The organism is Streptomyces ferrugineus (assembly GCF_015160855.1).
Taxonomy (GTDB): domain Bacteria; phylum Actinomycetota; class Actinomycetes; order Streptomycetales; family Streptomycetaceae; genus Streptomyces; species Streptomyces ferrugineus.
This window is the reverse complement of the sequence record NZ_CP063373.1, coordinates 4767962-4784458: the sequence shown is the minus strand read 5'-3', so window position 1 is coordinate 4784458 and position 16497 is coordinate 4767962. Positions and strand designations below refer to the sequence as shown.

14 protein-coding genes and 1 pseudogene are annotated in these 16497 nt (G+C 71.5%); 6 read left to right on the top strand and 9 right to left on the bottom strand.

Annotated features, from left to right (window positions below; genetic code table 11):
- Positions 1–18: 18 nt before the first annotated feature.
- A complete protein-coding gene (locus IM697_RS21845; protein WP_194049381.1) occupies positions 19–954 on the bottom strand; it encodes a LysR family transcriptional regulator in 936 nt (311 codons plus the stop codon).
- A 208-nt stretch (positions 955–1162) separates the two neighbouring features.
- On the opposite strand from IM697_RS21845, the gene IM697_RS21840 reads away from it, so the two are divergent.
- The 4 genes from IM697_RS21840 (at position 1163) to IM697_RS21825 (ending at position 6231) form a co-directional block, all read left to right on the top strand.
- Positions 1163–2269, top strand: a complete 1107-nt coding sequence (locus IM697_RS21840; protein WP_407699657.1) for an NAD(P)/FAD-dependent oxidoreductase — start codon at positions 1163–1165, stop codon at positions 2267–2269.
- Positions 2270–2300: 31 nt separating this feature from the next.
- Entirely contained in the window at positions 2301–3689 is a 1389-nt protein-coding gene (hglS, locus tag IM697_RS21835; RefSeq protein WP_194049379.1) for a 2-oxoadipate dioxygenase/decarboxylase, read from the top strand.
- A gap of 38 nt (positions 3690–3727) precedes the next feature.
- Complete coding sequence (amaB, locus tag IM697_RS21830; RefSeq protein WP_194049378.1) at positions 3728–5257, top strand: L-piperidine-6-carboxylate dehydrogenase; 1530 nt, start codon at positions 3728–3730, stop codon at positions 5255–5257.
- Between the two features lie 527 nt (positions 5258–5784).
- Entirely contained in the window at positions 5785–6231 is a 447-nt protein-coding gene (locus IM697_RS21825) for a hypothetical protein (protein WP_194049377.1), read from the top strand.
- A 331-nt stretch (positions 6232–6562) separates the two neighbouring features.
- Here IM697_RS21825 and IM697_RS21820 read toward each other — a convergent pair.
- The 7 genes and pseudogenes from IM697_RS21820 to IM697_RS21790 form a co-directional block, all read right to left on the bottom strand.
- Positions 6563–6844, bottom strand: a pseudogene (locus IM697_RS21820) (GNAT family N-acetyltransferase); the annotation flags it as partial.
- 279 nt (positions 6845–7123) lie between these two features.
- A complete protein-coding gene (locus tag IM697_RS21815; protein ID WP_194049375.1) occupies positions 7124–8002 on the bottom strand; it encodes a F510_1955 family glycosylhydrolase in 879 nt (292 codons plus the stop codon).
- Positions 8003–8535: 533 nt separating this feature from the next.
- A complete protein-coding gene (locus tag IM697_RS21810) occupies positions 8536–10260 on the bottom strand; it encodes a PhnE/PtxC family ABC transporter permease (RefSeq protein WP_194049374.1) in 1725 nt (574 codons plus the stop codon).
- Positions 10257–11108, bottom strand: coding sequence for a phosphonate ABC transporter ATP-binding protein (locus IM697_RS21805; protein WP_228044824.1), 852 nt, complete (start codon positions 11106–11108; stop codon positions 10257–10259). Before IM697_RS21805 ends, IM697_RS21810 begins: the two co-directional genes overlap by 4 nt.
- Positions 11105–12016 (bottom strand): putative selenate ABC transporter substrate-binding protein, encoded by a 912-nt coding sequence (locus IM697_RS21800; RefSeq protein WP_194049807.1) that lies wholly within the window; start codon positions 12014–12016, stop codon positions 11105–11107. Before IM697_RS21800 ends, IM697_RS21805 begins: the two co-directional genes overlap by 4 nt.
- Positions 12017–12021: 5 nt before the next feature.
- Entirely contained in the window at positions 12022–12951 is a 930-nt protein-coding gene (locus IM697_RS21795) for an Rv1678 family membrane protein (protein ID WP_194049373.1), read from the bottom strand.
- A complete protein-coding gene (locus IM697_RS21790; RefSeq protein WP_194049372.1) occupies positions 12944–14050 on the bottom strand; it encodes a radical SAM protein in 1107 nt (368 codons plus the stop codon). Before IM697_RS21790 ends, IM697_RS21795 begins: the two co-directional genes overlap by 8 nt.
- 144 nt (positions 14051–14194) lie before the next feature.
- On the opposite strand from IM697_RS21790, the gene IM697_RS21785 reads away from it, so the two are divergent.
- Together IM697_RS21785 and IM697_RS21780 are read left to right on the top strand one after the other, a co-directional pair.
- Entirely contained in the window at positions 14195–14851 is a 657-nt protein-coding gene (locus tag IM697_RS21785) for a class I SAM-dependent methyltransferase (protein WP_194049371.1), read from the top strand.
- Between the two features lie 84 nt (positions 14852–14935).
- The gene (locus IM697_RS21780) at positions 14936–15634 is read left to right on the top strand and encodes a hypothetical protein (protein WP_194049370.1); all 699 of its coding nucleotides are present in this window, start codon (positions 14936–14938) and stop codon (positions 15632–15634) included.
- Between the two features lie 87 nt (positions 15635–15721).
- On the opposite strand, the gene IM697_RS21775 is transcribed toward IM697_RS21780, so the two are convergent.
- On the bottom strand, positions 15722–16423 hold the full coding sequence (locus tag IM697_RS21775; RefSeq protein ID WP_194049369.1) for a FadR/GntR family transcriptional regulator: 702 nt from the start codon (positions 16421–16423) through the stop codon (positions 15722–15724).
- Positions 16424–16497: the final 74 nt, after the last annotated feature.

The following is a 16497-nucleotide window of genomic DNA, read 5'->3' as shown; positions in this document are numbered from 1 at the left end:
CAAGCAGAGCTGATGCTTCTACCGACGTGGCGGCGCAGCCTGCACCGAGGTGTCACGCCGGGTCTCGGCCATTACTCGCAAGATGTCGACCAGGGCCGCCACCGTGGGGCGGCGCTCCGCGGTGGAACGGATCACCACGACGATGTGCCGCTCGACCCTCTCGCTCAGCTCCACCACGTCGAAGCGTGACGAACGCAGCCTGAGCATCAGATCGGTCACGAAGCTCACGCCGACCCCCGCCTCGACCAGTGCCAGCGTGGCCGCGGTGTCCGTCACCTCGTGCAGCACCGCGGGCTCGACGCCCGCCCGCCGGCAGGCGGTACGCACGGCACGGCCGTAGTAGCTGTCGGCCGACGGCATGATCCACCCGAGGTCCTGGGTGTCCGCGAGGGAGACCACCGTGCGGTCGGTCATCGACCCGGCGGGCACCGCCAGGGAGAAGCGCTCGCGGTACAGCTGGGTCACCCGCAGGGCCGGATCACGCGGGATCGGCACGTCCGGGTAGTCCAGTCCGAGGGCGAGGTCCACGGCCCCGGACGCGACCGCGTCGTACACCTCGTCCACGTCCATGTCGCGGCTGTGCACCGTCAGCCCCGGATGCACCTCGCCCGCCCTGCGCAGCGCCGGCGGCAGGATCTCGGCGGCGGCCGTGGCGAACAGGCCGACCAGCAGGGTCCCGGCGGGTTCGCCCCGGGTGCGCTCCAGCGCCTCGACGGCCTCGGCCTCCGTGGACAGGATCCGTTCGGCGTGTCGGGCCAGCGTCATCCCGGCGTCGGTCAGTTCGACCCGGCGCCCGACCCGCCGCAGCAGTTCCATGCCGGTGGTCTTCTCGAGCGCGGCGATCTGCTGGGAGACCCCGCCGGGTGTGTACCCCAGGGTCTCGGCCACGGCGGTGATGGTGCCGCGCCGGGTCAGCTCCACCAGGGAGCGCAGCTGGGCACTCGTCCAGTCCATACGGCGATCGTATAGCGATCGTAAAAGATCGGGCGCATTAATTGTTCATGGACTTCAACGGTCGGGTTGCCGGACGATGACGTGCAGACAGCTGTTCGGCAACGCCCCCGCTCCGCACAGCCCGCGAAGGGATGGCCTGTTGACCTCCTCACCCGCCTATCGCACCGTCCCCGCCAGCGCCGACGTCGTGATCATCGGCGGTGGTGTGATGGGGACCAGTATCGCCTTCCACCTGGCCGAGGCCGGAGTGCGCGACATCGTCGTCGTCGAACGCGGCGAGCTGGGCTGCGGCAGCTCGGGCAAGCCGATCGGCGGCGTCCGGGCCCAGTTCTCCGATCCGCTCAACATCGAGCTGGGCGACCGGAGTCTGCGCGCCTTCCGGGACTTCCCGGACCGCCCCGGCGCCGACATCCTTCTCGACACCGTCGGCTACCTCTTCCTGCTCACCACCGAGCAGCAGGCCGCGGACTTCGAGACCGCCGTGCGGATCCAGAACGCCCTCGACGTGCCCAGCCGCATGATCGACCCGCGCGAGGCACACCGACTGTGTCCCTACCTCAGCACCGACGGACTCCTGGCCGCCGTCCACTCACCCGCCGACGGCCATGCCCGTCCCGCACTGGTCGTCCAGGGATACGCGCGGGCGGCGGCCCGGGCCGGGGTCACGATCGCCACGCACACCGCCGTCACCGGCATCGACACCAGCGGCGACCGCGTGACGGCCGTCCGCACCGACCACGGACGGATCGACTGCACCACGGTCGTCTGCGCCGCCGGCGCCTGGTCGGCGCGGATCGGTGAGATGGCCGGCGTCGACCTCCCGGTCCGGCCGGTACGCCGCCAACTGGCGTTCACCGTCCCGCTCACGCCCCCTGCCCCCCGTATCCCCTTCACCATCGACTTCGCGTCCTCGGCGTATTTCCACAACAGCGACGACGGACTGCTGTTCGGACTGGCCGACCCCGGCCAGCCGGACGGCTTCGACACCACCTGGACCCCGGAGTGGCTCGGCCTGTTCCGCGAGGTCGCACGCCACCGCGCACCCGCCCTGGCGGACCTGGAGACGGCCGGCGGCTGGGCCGGGCTCTACGAGGTCACCCCGGACCACAACGCGCTGATCGGCCGCTCGGAGGACGTGGTCAACTTCCTTTACGCCACCGGGTTCTCCGGCCACGGATTCCTCCAGGCCCCAGCGGTCGGCGAGATCGTCCGCGACCTGCACCTGGACCGCACCCCCTTCGTCGACATCACCCCGCTCAGCGCCGCCCGCTTCCGGGCGGGCGCCGAGATCCGCCCCGAAGCCCACGTGGTCTGAACCCCCGACCCGACCGAAGGGAAGACCGTCCATGATCAGCCAGTGGCAGCTGCGCGCCGCGTTCGCCGCACGGCTCTCCGACATGTACGGACGGGAGGTCCCCGCCTACACCACGCTCGTGGACGTCTCGCGCGAGGTGAACGAGGACGTCCTGCGCGCCCAGGGCGCCGACGCCCAACGCCTGGGCTCCATCAGCCGGGTGACCGCCGAGCGTCACGGCGCCATCCGGGTCGGCACTCCTCGGGAACTGCGACAGGTCGCCCGCATCTTCGGCGCCCTGGGCATGCGCCCGGTCGGCTTCTACGACCTGCGCGAGGCCGCCGCCAGCGCGATCCCCGTCGTCTCGACCGCCTTCCGCCCCGTCGACGGCGAGGAACTGGCCCGCAACCCCTTCCGCGTCTTCACCTCCCTACTCACCCCAGCCGACCCGCGGTTCTTCGACGCCGACCTGCGCGCACGCCTGGAGACCTTCCTCGCCGGCCGCAAACTGTTCCCGCCGGAACTCCTCACCCTCGCCGACCGCGCGGACGCCGAGCGCGAACTGCCCGAGCCGGAAGCCGAACGCTTCCTCCAACTCGCCGTCGCGGCCTTCGAGTTGTCGACCGAACCAGTGGACAAGGCCTGGTACGAGACGCTGGAACGGGTCTCCGCCGTCGCCGCGGACATCGGCGGCGTCCGCAGCACCCACATCAACCACCTCACCCCCCGCGTCCTGGACATCGACGAGCTCTACCGGCGTATGACGGACCGCGGCATCGAGATGATCGACACCATTCAGGGCCCGCCGGCCTGGAAGGGTCCCGACGTCCTGCTGCGCCAGACGTCCTTCCGCGCCCTCGCCGAGCCCCGCGCCCTGCGCCTGACGGACGGCACCGTGACCCGCGGCGCCCTGCGGGTGCGCTTCGGCGAGGTCGAGGCCCGCGGCATCGCCCTCACCCGCGAGGGCCGGGCCCTCTACGACCACCTGCTCACCGTCGTCGACAGCGAGGCCGCGCACCGCCCCGAGGCCGACCGTTCCGACGTCGCCCGCACCGTCTGGGAGGAGCACCTGCCGCACAGCGAACAGGAGCTGGCCGCCCGGAAGCTGGCCTACTTCACCTACCACGCGGCACCGGACCGCCCACGCGACGGCGCTCAACCACCCTCCGCCCTCGGCGAGTTGCTCTCGCAGGGCTGGGTTCGCGCCGAGCCGATCGTCTACGAGGACTTCCTGCCCCGCTCGGCAGCAGGCATCTTCCAGTCCAACCTCAACGGCGAGGGCTCACGGAACAACGACCAAGAGGGCGCCTCCTACGACGCCGAGTGGCTCTCCGGCGCCATGGGCCGCGAGGTCCTGGACCCCTTCGCCCTCTACGAAGAGCAGCAGAACGCCTCCCTGGCCCGGGTGACCGAGCAACTCGGCCAGAAGCCCCTCGCCTGAGTCCCCTCGATCGAGCCCTCCGTCCGACAAGGAGCCCCATGACCAGCACCACCCTGCCCACCACCGACGACCTGCGCGCCCGCGCCCGCGCCGCCCTGGAGCGCACCGGCGTCACGGTCCCCGAGGGCAACGACTTCCAGGCCCGCACCCCCCTCACCGGCGAAGACCTCTTCGGCCTGGCGGCGGCCACCGACACCGACGCGGAGGATGCCCTCACCGCAACCCGCGAGGCCTTCCTGACCTGGCGCACCACGCCCGCGCCCCGTCGGGGTGAACTGGTGCGCCGTCTGGGCGAGTTGCTGCGCGACCACAAGAGCGACCTGGCCGACCTGATCACCATCGAGGCGGGCAAGATCCGCTCCGAGGCGCTGGGCGAGGTCCAGGAGATGATCGACATCTGCGACTTCGCCGTGGGCCTGTCCCGCCAGCTCTACGGCCGCACCATCGCCTCCGAACGCCCCGGCCACCGCCTCGCCGAGACCTGGCACCCGCTGGGCGTGGTGGGCGTGATCTCCGCCTTCAACTTCCCCGCCGCCGTGTGGTCCTGGAACACCGCGGTCGCCCTGGCCTGCGGCGACACGGTCGTCTGGAAGCCGTCCGAGCTGACCCCCCTGATCTCCCTGGCCTGCGACCGGCTCCTTGCCCAGGCCGCCGAGGACGTGGGCGCGCCCCGCGACGTACACCGCCTCCTCCTCGGCGACCGCACCCTCGGCGAGAAGCTCGTCGACGACCCGCGCGTCGCGCTCGTCAGCGCCACCGGCTCGACCCGCATGGGCCGCGAGGTCGGCCCCCGGGTCGCGGCCCGCTTCGGCCGCAGCCTGCTGGAGCTCGGCGGGAACAACGCGGCGGTCGTCGCCCCCTCCGCCGACCTGGAACTCGCCGTCCAGGGCATCGTCTTCGCCGCGGCCGGCACGGCGGGCCAGCGCTGCACCACCCTGCGCCGCCTGATCGTCCACCGCGACATCGCCGACACCCTCATCGCACGCCTCACCGCCGCGTACAACAAGCTCCCCATCGGCGACCCCTTCGACGAGACCACCCTGGTCGGCCCGCTGATCACCACCAAGGCCCTCGACGCCATGCAGGACTCCCTCACCCGCGTACAGGCCCAGGGCGGCAAGATCCTGGCGGGCGGCGACCGACGCCTGGCCGACCTCGCGCCCCGTGCCGCGTACGTCGAGCCGGTCATCGTCCGCGTCGAGGAACAGACCGACGTCGTACGGGAGGAGACCTTCGCCCCCATCCTGTACGTCCTGACCTACGACACCCTCGACGAGGCGATCGCCCTGCACAACGACGTCCCCCAGGGCCTGTCCTCCAGCATCTTCACCCGCGACCAGCAGGAGGCAGAGCTCTTCCTGTCCTCCGAGGGCTCCGACTGCGGCATCGCCAACGTCAACATCGGTACCTCCGGCGCCGAGATCGGCGGGGCCTTCGGCGGCGAGAAGGAGACCGGCGGCGGCCGCGAGTCCGGTTCCGACGCCTGGCGCGCCTACATGCGCCCTGCGACCAACACCATCAACTACTCCGGCCGACTCGCCCTCGCCCAGAACGTCAGCTTCCTCTGACCCGGCGGGCCCGCGGCGAGCGATTACAGCGGACGGTGCGACGGCCCAGGTCTCTGACCCGGGCCGTCTCCTCGCGGGCTACGAGGCCGGACTGCAACTACGAGGCGAACGAGGGGGAGGCGAGTGCGCCGTGGATCGCCCCCAACCGTTCCTGGTCGACCATGCCGGACGGTTCACCTCCGTGCAGCGGCGCGGACCGGCAGCTGTGCCGCGATCCTGTGGTGCTCCGTCCCGCCGGCGGCTTCGGCCGCCAAACCCAAACCGTTTCAACGGAGTCCTACCAGGAGATAGCGAGCACTCCCCCTGTACCAGGGCCCTCTTGGGACATTGGAGGGCGTTCATCCAGGGGAGGGTGAGCTCGAACTGGATTCCGTGACGGGTGAGGTGGCAGCATCAGGGTCGCCGGACGTCCGCGGTCCGGTCCGTGTCCTCAGGCCCGTCAGTCCTCGAGCCGACGCAGAGACCACGGGCGGGACAAAGAGGCGGAGCCGACGACCCACAGCAGCAACTCCTCGAAGGATGTGCCCATGCGGCTGACCCCGAAGACATCGGGCCTTGCGCGAGCCCGGTCCCGGCGCAGGGTACTCGTCACACTTGCGGCTGCCGCCATCGCCGCCGCCCTGGCGATCGGTTTCATGGCGGTGAACAACGCGGTGAACCGGCCGGAGCTCCGGGTGCGCGGCATCCCCAGCAGCGGTGTGCTGAACGCCGCCGCCCTCTCCAAGGCCCCGCTCACGGTGGACACGGTCGGACGCAACGACGACGAGGCGCTGGCCAACGAGGCACTGCGCAATGCCGAGGTCAGGCTGAACGGCGAGATCGTCCCCACCGTGTGGGTCGGAAGCCACAGGGTGCTCGATGTGAGGGCGTTGCGGGACGGGGAGTACGAGCTCACGGTGACCGCCGACCCGGGCCTGCTCTCACGCGAGATCACTCTCAGCCGCCGCTTCGTCGTGGACACCAACCAGTCCTGACCACAGAGATGCCGAAGCCGACGGCCACCGGCTACGCCGCGAGGACTGCGGCGCCGGCCAACGGCTCGAAGTCCCGGGAGACCAGGAACTGGGCGGCTGTGGCCGTGAATCGGCGGGGCGCTGACCTGGTCAGGGTATTCGTTGGGCAGACGTCGTGCTTCGGGCCAGCACCGACCGCCCGCCGCCGCTCGCCAGCCACGGATCTGCCAACTCCTCGATCAAATCGCTGAGATGAGCAGGGGAGACGCCAGAGGGGAAGCTGGGACGAGACACGTCACCGCCGTAGGAGACAACCTCGCGGACCGAGGCGGGGCCCTCGCACCGCTGCGGGTCAGGCCTTCGCAGCAGTGCTCGCCATCGCCCCCGGCGGGCGCATCATGAAGACATCGATCGGGTCCTGGGCTTCCACGACGAATCCATGGCGCTCATAGAGTCGGCGGGCAGCACTGCCCTGCAAGACGTTCAAGCCCACGGTCGTGCCCTGCGCGTCCGTTCGCTCCAGTACCGTGCGCAAGACAGTGGATCCCAGCCCTCGGCCCTGACAGTGCGGAGCAAGGTAGAAGTGCTCCAGCCACTGCCTGCCCTCGGTGGGCCGGACCGCGACGCAACCTGCACCGGACAGACGTATAGGCATCTCGGCCCGAACTGCCGAAAGGGTGGTGAGGGCCGCACACGTCCAGGCCGTCATCGCCCTGGCAACGACCTCGACCGAGCGCGCTGTGGGCTCTCCTTCGCGCCGACAGGGTCTTCACCTCCAAGGCGGCCGTCACCCGCGAGTCCGACAGGAGCGGTAGTTGAGGTCCTGCGGCCACAGCCGACGCCCGCCCCGCCCACGTATCCCCGGTTGTTGCTCTCTTCGCTCACCGACCAGTGCGTTGGTGCCAGGTGCGGATCAGTGGTCGTCGGCCGGGGCGGTCTCAAGGCGTTCGGTGAAGGTCTTGCCGCCGTCTGTGGATTCGTAGACCCCGCCTTGGGTGGCGGCCAGGACGCGGTCTGCGGAGACGGCGGTCAGGGCCTGGGGTCGGCCGCCGGGGACGGTGCCGGTCTTCGTCCAGGTTGCGCCGCCGTCGGTGCTGCGGTTCAGGCCACCGGCCGGGTCGATGCCGTAGAGGCCGCCCTTGGCCCAGGAGAGGAAGAACAGCACGGGTTCGGCGCTCTTGCCGAAGCTCTTGCCGCCGTCGGTGCTCTTCGCGACGCCGTCCTCCGTGGTGGCCAGGATCAGGTCGGGGTCGTTCGGGCTGACGGCGATGTCCGCGGCGGCGATGGAAGCGCGCTTGGCCCACTGCTTGCCGTCCTTGCTGACGCGCACCATGCCGTTGGTGCTGTCATAGCCGTAGACGGTGCTGTGGGCGTATTCCAGTGCGTGGAAGTCGACCTCGCCGCCGAGGGAGAGGGTCTTCCAGGTCTTGCCGGCGTCCTTGCTCTCGATCAGGCCGCGGTTGCCGGGCTCGTCGCTGCCGGAGGCTGGGTGGCCGCTGCCGAGGAAGGTGCCAGGGCCCTTGACGGTGAAGCCCATGTAGTCGGCTTCGTCGCTGACCCGCTTCGCCTTGCCGTCCTCAGCCACGGCGACGACGCCGTGGTGTGTGGCGACGCACAGGGTGCCGTCGGCCGGGTCGATGCCGACCCCGTGGATGTGGCTGATCGACGTCTCGGAGTGATCGTGGCCGTCTCCGGCGGACGAGGCGTCGTCGGAACCGCCACCGCAGGCGGCCAGGGTCACCGCGAGTACGACCGTGGCGGCCGACAGGGCAGGACGGGAGCGGAGCGTCATGGAAGGGTCCTCGTCAGGGATGCGAGACGGATGCCGGTGCCGCGCCCTCGGCGGCAGTGCGTCGGCGGCCGGTCATCGACGTGCGGCCGGAGCCTGCCGCCGCCCATAACCTATGCCATTTCGGAGTTGAGCGGGAAACCGGCCGTGCGCACCCTCGGCCGATCACGGTCGGCCACGTCTGCGCGACCGCTGCCGAGGCTCCGGCCGTGAATCACGGAGAAGCCACGCAGCGATGTCACCCCACAGTCCGGCGCAGACCCGCCCCGAGCAGCACGGGCACCGTTTCCTGGATGCACGCCATGCCGGGCTGCTGCGCGCACTGCCGGCACGGTGAGCCGGCCCTCGGCAAATGCGGCGCCGAAGCCGTCGAAAGCGGGGCCGGCATACGTCGCACCGGCAGCGTCATGGACCGTGGAAGTTCGGGTCCTCTGCGGAGCGAGTGGATCTGTCGGTGGGTGATGAGGCAGCAGGCGAGACCGAGCAACGCTTCGTGGCTGGCGGCTCGCCGGGACTGTGGTCGCCGTCGATGGGGCTCACGCGCCGAGCGTGCGGCGCAGTCGGCGCCCGAGTGTCTCTACGGCAAGGCTGACCAGAAGCGACGCCAGCAGGACGCTGGTGACCACGGGGAAGTCGAAGGCCGAGAGTCGCTCGGTGAGCAGTCGGCCCAGACCCGCGGCGCCGACGACGCCGACGACGGCGGTGTCACGTACGCAGATCTCGAAGCGGTAGAGCGTGTAGGTGATCAGGTGGTTCGCCGACGGCGGCCCGATGGACGCGACGGCCGCGACCGCGTCGGGTACGCCGGCGTTGCGCAGGGACTCCCGGGGTCTGAGGTCCATGGTCTCCCAGGCCTCGGCGACCAGCCGGCCGAGGATGCCGCCGGTGTAGAGGCCCAGCGCCAGGGCTCCGGGCAGGACGCCGGGGAAGAGGGCCAGGAGTGCGACGACGGCCCACACCGTCGGAGGGATCGACCGCAGGACGAGGAGCAGCAGGCGGGCCGCCGACCACAGGGCCCTGCGGTGCCAGGCTGCCGGACGACCGCGGCGGTCGGCGCGCGGTCGTCCGGCCCAGGGGCCCACGATCAGGGTGATCGCGACCGCCAGGGCGGTGGCGAGGACGGCCATGGCCAGGGTGTCGAGGGCAGCGCCGGTCAGGGCCCGCCAGCCGCCCTCGGGGAGCGCGGGGGGCCACAGGTCGGACAGCAGCCGGCCGGCGAGGTCCTGGGTTCGGGCCGAGGCGAGTCCGGCCGGTGAGAGGCCGACCCACCACCAGGCGACCGCGATCGACGGCAGCAGCAGGGCCAGGGACCAGCGCGACGAGCGGGACAGGCCACCGGACGACCGTCCCTCACCATCGACGCGTTCGCGTCCGACCGACCAGTCCGCGCAGGTCACCACCGCGACATCGGAGCGGACGCGGTTGCTCCACAGCTCGACCGCCCCCGCCAGCACCAGCAGCGCGGCGACGAGCGTCCAGACCTCACCCCAGTTGCGCGACTGCAGGCTGACGGTGAGCTCGAATCCCAGGCCCCCGACGCCGGCGACACCGAGCACGACCGCGGACCGCAGGGCGCACTCGAACCGGTAGAAGGAGTACGACAGCACCAGCGGTGCCGAGCCGGGGAGGAGGGCGTAGACGAGCGCCGAGCAGCGTTTCGCGCCGGCGGTGCGCAGTGCACGCAGCGGCGCCCCGGGCACGGCGTCGAAGGTCTCCGCGAAGATCTGGGCGCTCTGCGCGCCGAACGGCAGCGCGAGCGCCAGGACAGCGACGAGCGGGTCGAGGCCGAGCACGCTGACGAGGAACAGCGCCCAGACGAGTTCGTGGACCGAGCGGACCCCCACCAGCGCGCCGCGCAGGAGGAGGCGTCCGGCACGTACCGGCCGGGGCAGCCGGCCGCTCCACGCCACGTCGCTGAGGATCAGACCGCCGGTCAGGCCCAGCAGCAGCGCACCCACGGTGCCCAGCAGGGCCAGGGCCAGCGTCGTCGCTGTCGCCTCCAGCACCACCACCAGGAAGTCGGCTTCGAGGGAGGGGTGCAGTGCGGTCGCCGCGATGTCGTCGAGCAGGGCCAGACCGCCTCGGTTGACCAGCTCGCCACCCGAGGGGAGGGCCCGCCCCACCGACCAGGCCAGAACCCCCGTCGTCACCACCAGCGCCGCGAGTCTGCGGAAGAGCACCCTGCGCCCGCTGACGGCCTTACGCACCGGTGCGGCCGATGCGGCCGGCGGGGACGGCGGGGCGTCGAGTTGCAGGGTCATGCGAGCTCATACAGGTCGTGCAGGGCCGCGTCCGTCGCGTCGGCGACCGGGAGGTCCAGGACGATCCGGCCCTCGCGCAGGCCGATCACCCGCGTGCAGTGCTCGCGGGCGAGGGTCGGCTGGTGCAGGCTGACCACGAGGGTGCGCGCCCGCTCCGCGAGGGGTGCCGCGATAGGTCGTCGGACGTCTGCGGCGCCGTCGTGGCTTGTCGCGCAGTTCCCCGCGCCCCTTTGGGGCGTTGCAGGACCGGCGTCCGGTCTGCTCAGCAGGGCCAGGGCTTCCGCTGCGCGTACCGGGTCCAGGCTGGAGACGGGTTCGTCGGCGATCACCAACTCCGGGGCCTGCACCAGGAGTCGGGCGATCGCCACCCGCTGCCGCTCGCCGCCGGACAGTCGTTCGGTGCGTTCGTACAGCGCCCAGCCCAGCCCGACCTGGTCGAGCGCGTCCCGCACGCCGTCGAGCGACCGGGGCCAGACCAGTGAGGCGAGTGCCCGTGCGGTGCTCCACCGGCCGAGCCGGCCCGCGTTGACGTTGTGCACCACCCGGACCTGCTCGATCAGGGCGAGGTTCTGGCTCACCGAGCCGATACGGCGCTGAAGCGGCCGCCGCCGGGCGGCGGAGAGGCTTGCGAGGTCCTCGCCGAGGACCTCCACACTGCCCGAGCTGGGTTCCAACGACCCGTTGAGCAGGGCGAGAAGCGTGCTCTTGCCGGCGCCGCTGGCGCCGAGCACCGCAACCCGTTCCCCGGCGTGGATGGTGAGGTCCAGGTCGCTCAGCGCCGCGTGCGCGCCGAACCGGCGCCCCGCGCGACGCAGCCGGATCACCGGCGCGGAGTCGTCGTCGCTCACCGCAGCAGCCCCAGGTCGCGGGCCACGTCCTCGATCCGGTCGTAGGCGGAGTTCTTCGTCCGTACGAAGGACTTGGCGCCGAAGAGCTTCAGCAGCTCCGCGTCCTCGGGCCGCTGGTCGTCGAGCCCCAGGAGCAGGTCCAGCACCTTCTTCTCGGTGCCGGCGCCGAAGGTGTCGTCGAGGTCCGGGCGGGCCAGCCAGTGGTAGTCGGCGTAGCCGGGGGTGCGCCACAGGACGGTCACCTTGCTCAGGTCGACGTCGTCCGCCGCGACCGTGGCGTCCCAGACCTGCTCGTTGACGGCCCCGACCTCGAAGCTGCCGCCCGCGACGAGTTCGATGGTGGCGTCGTGGGAGCCTGAGAAGCCCGGCTTGCCGCGCAGCTGGCTCTGTTTCAGTCCGGCCTGCCGCATGAAGTACTGGGGCATGAGCCGGCCGGACGTCGAGGTCTCGCTGCCGAAGGTGAGGGTGTGCCCGGCGAGGCCGCGCAGCCCTTCCGTCGTGTCGAACGGCCGTAGCCCCGAGTCCTTGTGGGCGATGAACAGGCTGTGGAAGTCGGCGTCGATGTCACGCTGGGCGAGGGCGGTGGCGCCCGCCACCCGCTGGCGTGACTGTACGCCGGTCAGCCCGCCCATCCAGGCCAGGTGGATGTCGCCGATCTCGAAGGCCCGCACCACGGCGGTGTAGTCGGTGACGGGGCGGTAGGCCACCTTGAGGCCGGTCGCGTCGGCGAACCGCTCGGCCACGGCGGGGTAGAGCCGGCCCAGCAGTTCGGGGTCCTGATCGGGGATGGCGGAGATGCCGAGCCGGCGCGTTCCCTTCCCGGCCGCGCCCACACCCCCTCCCCCGCTGCCGCAGGCGCTCGCCAGGAACGTCGCCCCGGCGCCGAGGAGCAACGTACGACGGGTCATCGGTCTCACCGGCCCGACACCTCCTTGTTTCCGTTCGGGACGGTGTTCCTGTTCCGGGCGACGGCCGCGGCGACCAGCGCGACGGACAGCAGGAGGGCCGCCGAGGTCGCGGTGCCGCCCAGGAGCGGGTCGCTGAAGCCGATCTGGGCGTGCAGGGACAGGGCGGCCGCCGCACCGACGACTGCCGCCGCCCGGCTGAGGAGGGCGCCGCCGCCGCGCCCGGCCACCAGCAGCAGTACGCCCATCAGGACCAGCACCAAGCTGCCGACGAGGTTGTAGCGGCCGACGCCGATCATCAGGTTCCAGGCCTGCACGTAATGGCCCTTGGCGGCGAGGGGATCGTCCCCGGCCGAGCCCAGCACCGCGAGGCCGCCGAGCACCACCGCGATCACGCCCCATGCCAGGCCGAGCCTGCGGGCGGAGCCGACGCCCGCCCGCACCGCGTCGACGGCGAACGCCCGTCCCGCCGAGGAGAACAGGATGGCCACATGGGCGCCGATCATCAGCCAGTACGCCCATGGCCACTCGTGCGGGGCGTAGGCGACCGAGAGACCGATGGACAAGGACATGCCCACGCCGACCAGCGCGGCCACCCGCACCCAGGCACCGGTCAGCAACAGCACCGCCAGGGCGCTCTCGGTGATCAGCACACCCCAGCCGAAGACCTCGATGTTGGGCAGGACGGCCTTCTCCACGACCCAGCTGTACGGCGGGAACACCGGGTGACTCACGGCGAAGGCCGTCCACTTGTACAGCCCTCCGTCGGCGTTCCCGAAGTCCGGGGGCACCTTCCACGACACGTTCTGCAGCCACATCAGACCGAGCAGCACACGGAGGAAGGCCGCCCCGGCGGCCTGGCCGCGCGGGACGGGATCGGTGGCGGGCGCGAGGATCCAGCCCGCCCGTCGTTTCCGGGTGGTCGTTCGCTCAGGCACAGCGGAACACCTCCCGTCCCGTCCTGGCCGCCGCGTCCTGCACGGCGAGCGTGTCGCGTACGACGCCGAAGACCTCGGCGAGCGGCAGCGGGGCGTCGGCGATGCGCAGATGGGCGTTGGTGACCGCCACCGGGTGCCACCAGGCGCCGTCCGCGGTGACGGTCGGCTCCGGCTCCAGGCTGTCGAGGGAGACGTGCACTCCCTGGTCGGCGAAGCCCTCGTGGGCGACCGGCCGGATGACCCGGTCCGCCGTGGCGATCCCGGCGTCGTCGAGGCGCCGGTGCAGTGCGTCGACGCCTTCGGGGTCCTCGTCCTGCAGCGTGGCGGCCACCCGTACCCGGAATCCGAGCGAACGGGCCAGCGCGATGCCGTCGAGCGCCCGGGACCACGAGCCGGCGCCCCGCTGCCGGTCGTGCAGGTCGGGCGTGGCCGAGTCGAGGCTGATCTGGAGGACCACGTCACGGTCCAGGTTCTCCAGGGTCTTGCGGCGGTTGCCCCGTGCGAAGATCATCCCGTTGGTCAGCACGGTGCGCTCCAGGCCGGTCGCCGCATCGACGAGGGTGCCGAGCTCGGGGTGCATGAAGGGCTCACCGCCGGTGAGGAAGACCTCGCGGCCGCCCTGGGCCCGGAACTCGTCGAACACCGCGGCGGCGAGGGCCGGTTCGAAGCGCCGGGCCGCGGCCTTCGGAGAGGACTCGGCGCAGCAGTACACGCAGGCGAGGTTGCAGTCGAAGTTGGTGTAGAGCCATAGCCGGCGGCCCACCGGCGTCCGCTCGCCCTGGGAGAAGACCGTGCCCGCCCGGGTCTCCCGCCCAGGCCCGCGCGCCTTGCGCACGGCGAACCACCACGGGCCGCCGGCGGACTCGGCGACCTCGGCCACGACGTCGTGCCCGACCAGGTCGGCCCAGGCGGGCAGGTCCGTGACGACGCTCGCCTCCGCACTGCGCACACCGAGCGACTGCCCGGGCTCCAAACGCCGCATCGCACGGGTGATCAGCAGCAGCAGACCGCTGCCACAGTCCATGTCACCGCCGTCGACCAGGGTCGCGACGTCACCGAGAGGACCGGGTGCCCGGTCGGGGTCTGTCAGCTGGAACATGGTCGTCACCGTAGCCACGACCGGGCTCGGCAAGGAGTGGCTCGGCCCTTACGGAATCATGACGGCGGCTCACCGCCTTACGGAACCATGACGGCACCGCCCGGTGCCGCTCAAGGCCGGCCCACCGGGTCTACCCTCGGCACCATGACCGACCACGCCATTCCGCACCCCGACGAGACAGCGGCCCGTACGGCCTTCTGGGAAGGCGTCCATCACGACAAGGACGTCGACGGGGTCTCCTGGTGGCAGTCGGTCCCGGAGCTCTCCCTGGGCCTGGTCGACAAGGCCGGGCTCGGCCTCGACGAGCCGGTCATCGACGTGGGCGCCGGCTGGTCGACGCTGGTGGACCACCTCCTCGATCGCGGCTACCGCGACCTGTCGGCGGTCGACCTGTCGGCCACCGCCCTGCGGACCGTCCGCGACCGGCTCGGTCCGGCCGGGGCGGACGTCACCCTCACCGTGGCCGACGTCCTCGACCTGCGCATGGGACGCCAGTACGCCCTGTGGCACGACCGGGCCGTCTACCACTTCCTCATCGAGCCCGAGGAACGCGCCGACTACCTCGCGTCGTTGGACCGTTCGCTGCGGCCGGGCGGATGGCTCGTCGTGGCGACGTTCGGCCCGGACGGCCCGACCACGTGCAGCGGCCTCCCCATCGTCCGCTACACCCATGCCGAACTCGCCGCCCAGTTCCCCGGCTTCCACCTCGTCGACACCGCCGGTGAGGACCACCTCACTCCGTGGGGCACGTCCCAGCAGTTCACCGCGATCCTGATGCGACGCCATCGAGCCGAGCACTGATCACTCCCTCCGCCGAGTGACACGAAGTGGGACGCCATCCGCTCCCGGGACCCCTCCCGGCGAGACTTCGGCACCATCACGCGCATGGCAACCGCGCAGAGCACCGCCCCGGAGTACGCCCCGAACGATCTGGATGCCCTCGTCGGCGAGCTCTTCCCCGTCATCTGCGGGGAACGGCCGCGGCGAGGCGACGACTTCCTCTTCGATCCCGCCACTCTCGTAGGGTCGACGCGGCACTACTACGTCAAGTACCTGAGGTGGCTGGGCCTGGACGAGGAGGTCCTGCCGCCGGAACGGATCCTCATCCATGCCGGGCTCCCGGAACCGGGGCGGCTCGAGCGCAGGGCGCCGCAGGGGCAGGACGGGCGCTTCTCGCTGTACCTCGACAACGATCTGTACCGTTCGCTCGACGCGGTGAAGATGGTGCTCGCGCACGAGCTCACCCACTTGTACCTGGTACACCACGGCCACCAGAAGCTGCGTGACGCCGAAACGACCACCACGGCCCTGGCACCGACCGTCAGCCGCCTCTCGGACCCGGAGGAGGTCCGCACCGAGGTCGCCTCGATCCTGCTGGGCTTCGGCAGGCTCGTACTGAACGGCGTCTGCGACTACGCACGGCTGCACGCCGAGGACGGCCGCACCGGGCAGCTCGGCTACCTGACGATCCCGCGGTTCGTGCACGTCTACCGCAGGGTGAACGAGCTGGTCGGAGTGGGCCGGGAAGCAGCCGCACACGGCCTCAACGGCCCCGCCCGTCAGACACTCAACTCCACTTCCTGACCGCCGTCGCCCTGGGCCATGCCTCACTCCTCGGCGTCGTACGAGGTTGCCGTGCTCGTGGGGTGGGTGGCGCCCACCCCCTGATGGTCAGTCCGTGCCGTCGGCCTCCTCCACCGGCGGCATGAACGCACGCAGCCACCGCTCCGTCTGCGCGACATGCGCCTGCGCCGCGCCGGCCGCGGCGACGGGGTCGCGGTCGGCGATGGCGGTGGCCAGGACGCGGTGGTCGTCGTCGCTCTTCCTGCGCAGGTCAGGGCCTTCGGGCAGGGTGAAGACCTGGTACTTGCGGGAGCGGGCGCGGAAGACCGCCAGGAGGGTGGCGAGGGTGGGGTTGCCGCCCACACGGGCGATCTCCGCATGGAAGCGGTGATCGAGTTCGGAGGCCTTGGTGGGGTCGCTCGTGGCCTCCATGTCCTCGATGAGGGAGAAGAGGGTGCGCACGGTCTCCGGTGTGCAGCGTGCCGCCGCCTGCGCGGCCACGTGGGCCTCCAGGACGCGCCGGATCTCGTAGACCTCCAACAGGCCCGAGAGCGGCAGGAGTTCCAGGGTCAGGGAGAGGCTGCCGATCACGTCCTCGGGCCTCAGCTGTGAGACGTATGTGCCCGAGCCGTGCCGGGGCTCGATGACGCCCAGGGCGGCGAGCATCCGTACGGCCTCACGCAGCGACCCTCGCGAGACGCCCAACTCCTCACAGAGCTCGGCCTCGGGCGGAATGCGCTCGCCCGGACCGAGGCGTCCCGTCCCGATCATGTGGCGCAGGCCGTGGAACGCCTTCTCGACTGCGGACATCCGTCCCCTCTTCCTCCCCTGGGCGGTCCGGCGGTCATGCCGTCGGCCCCTCGGAGCACTGTAGCGAGTGTCAG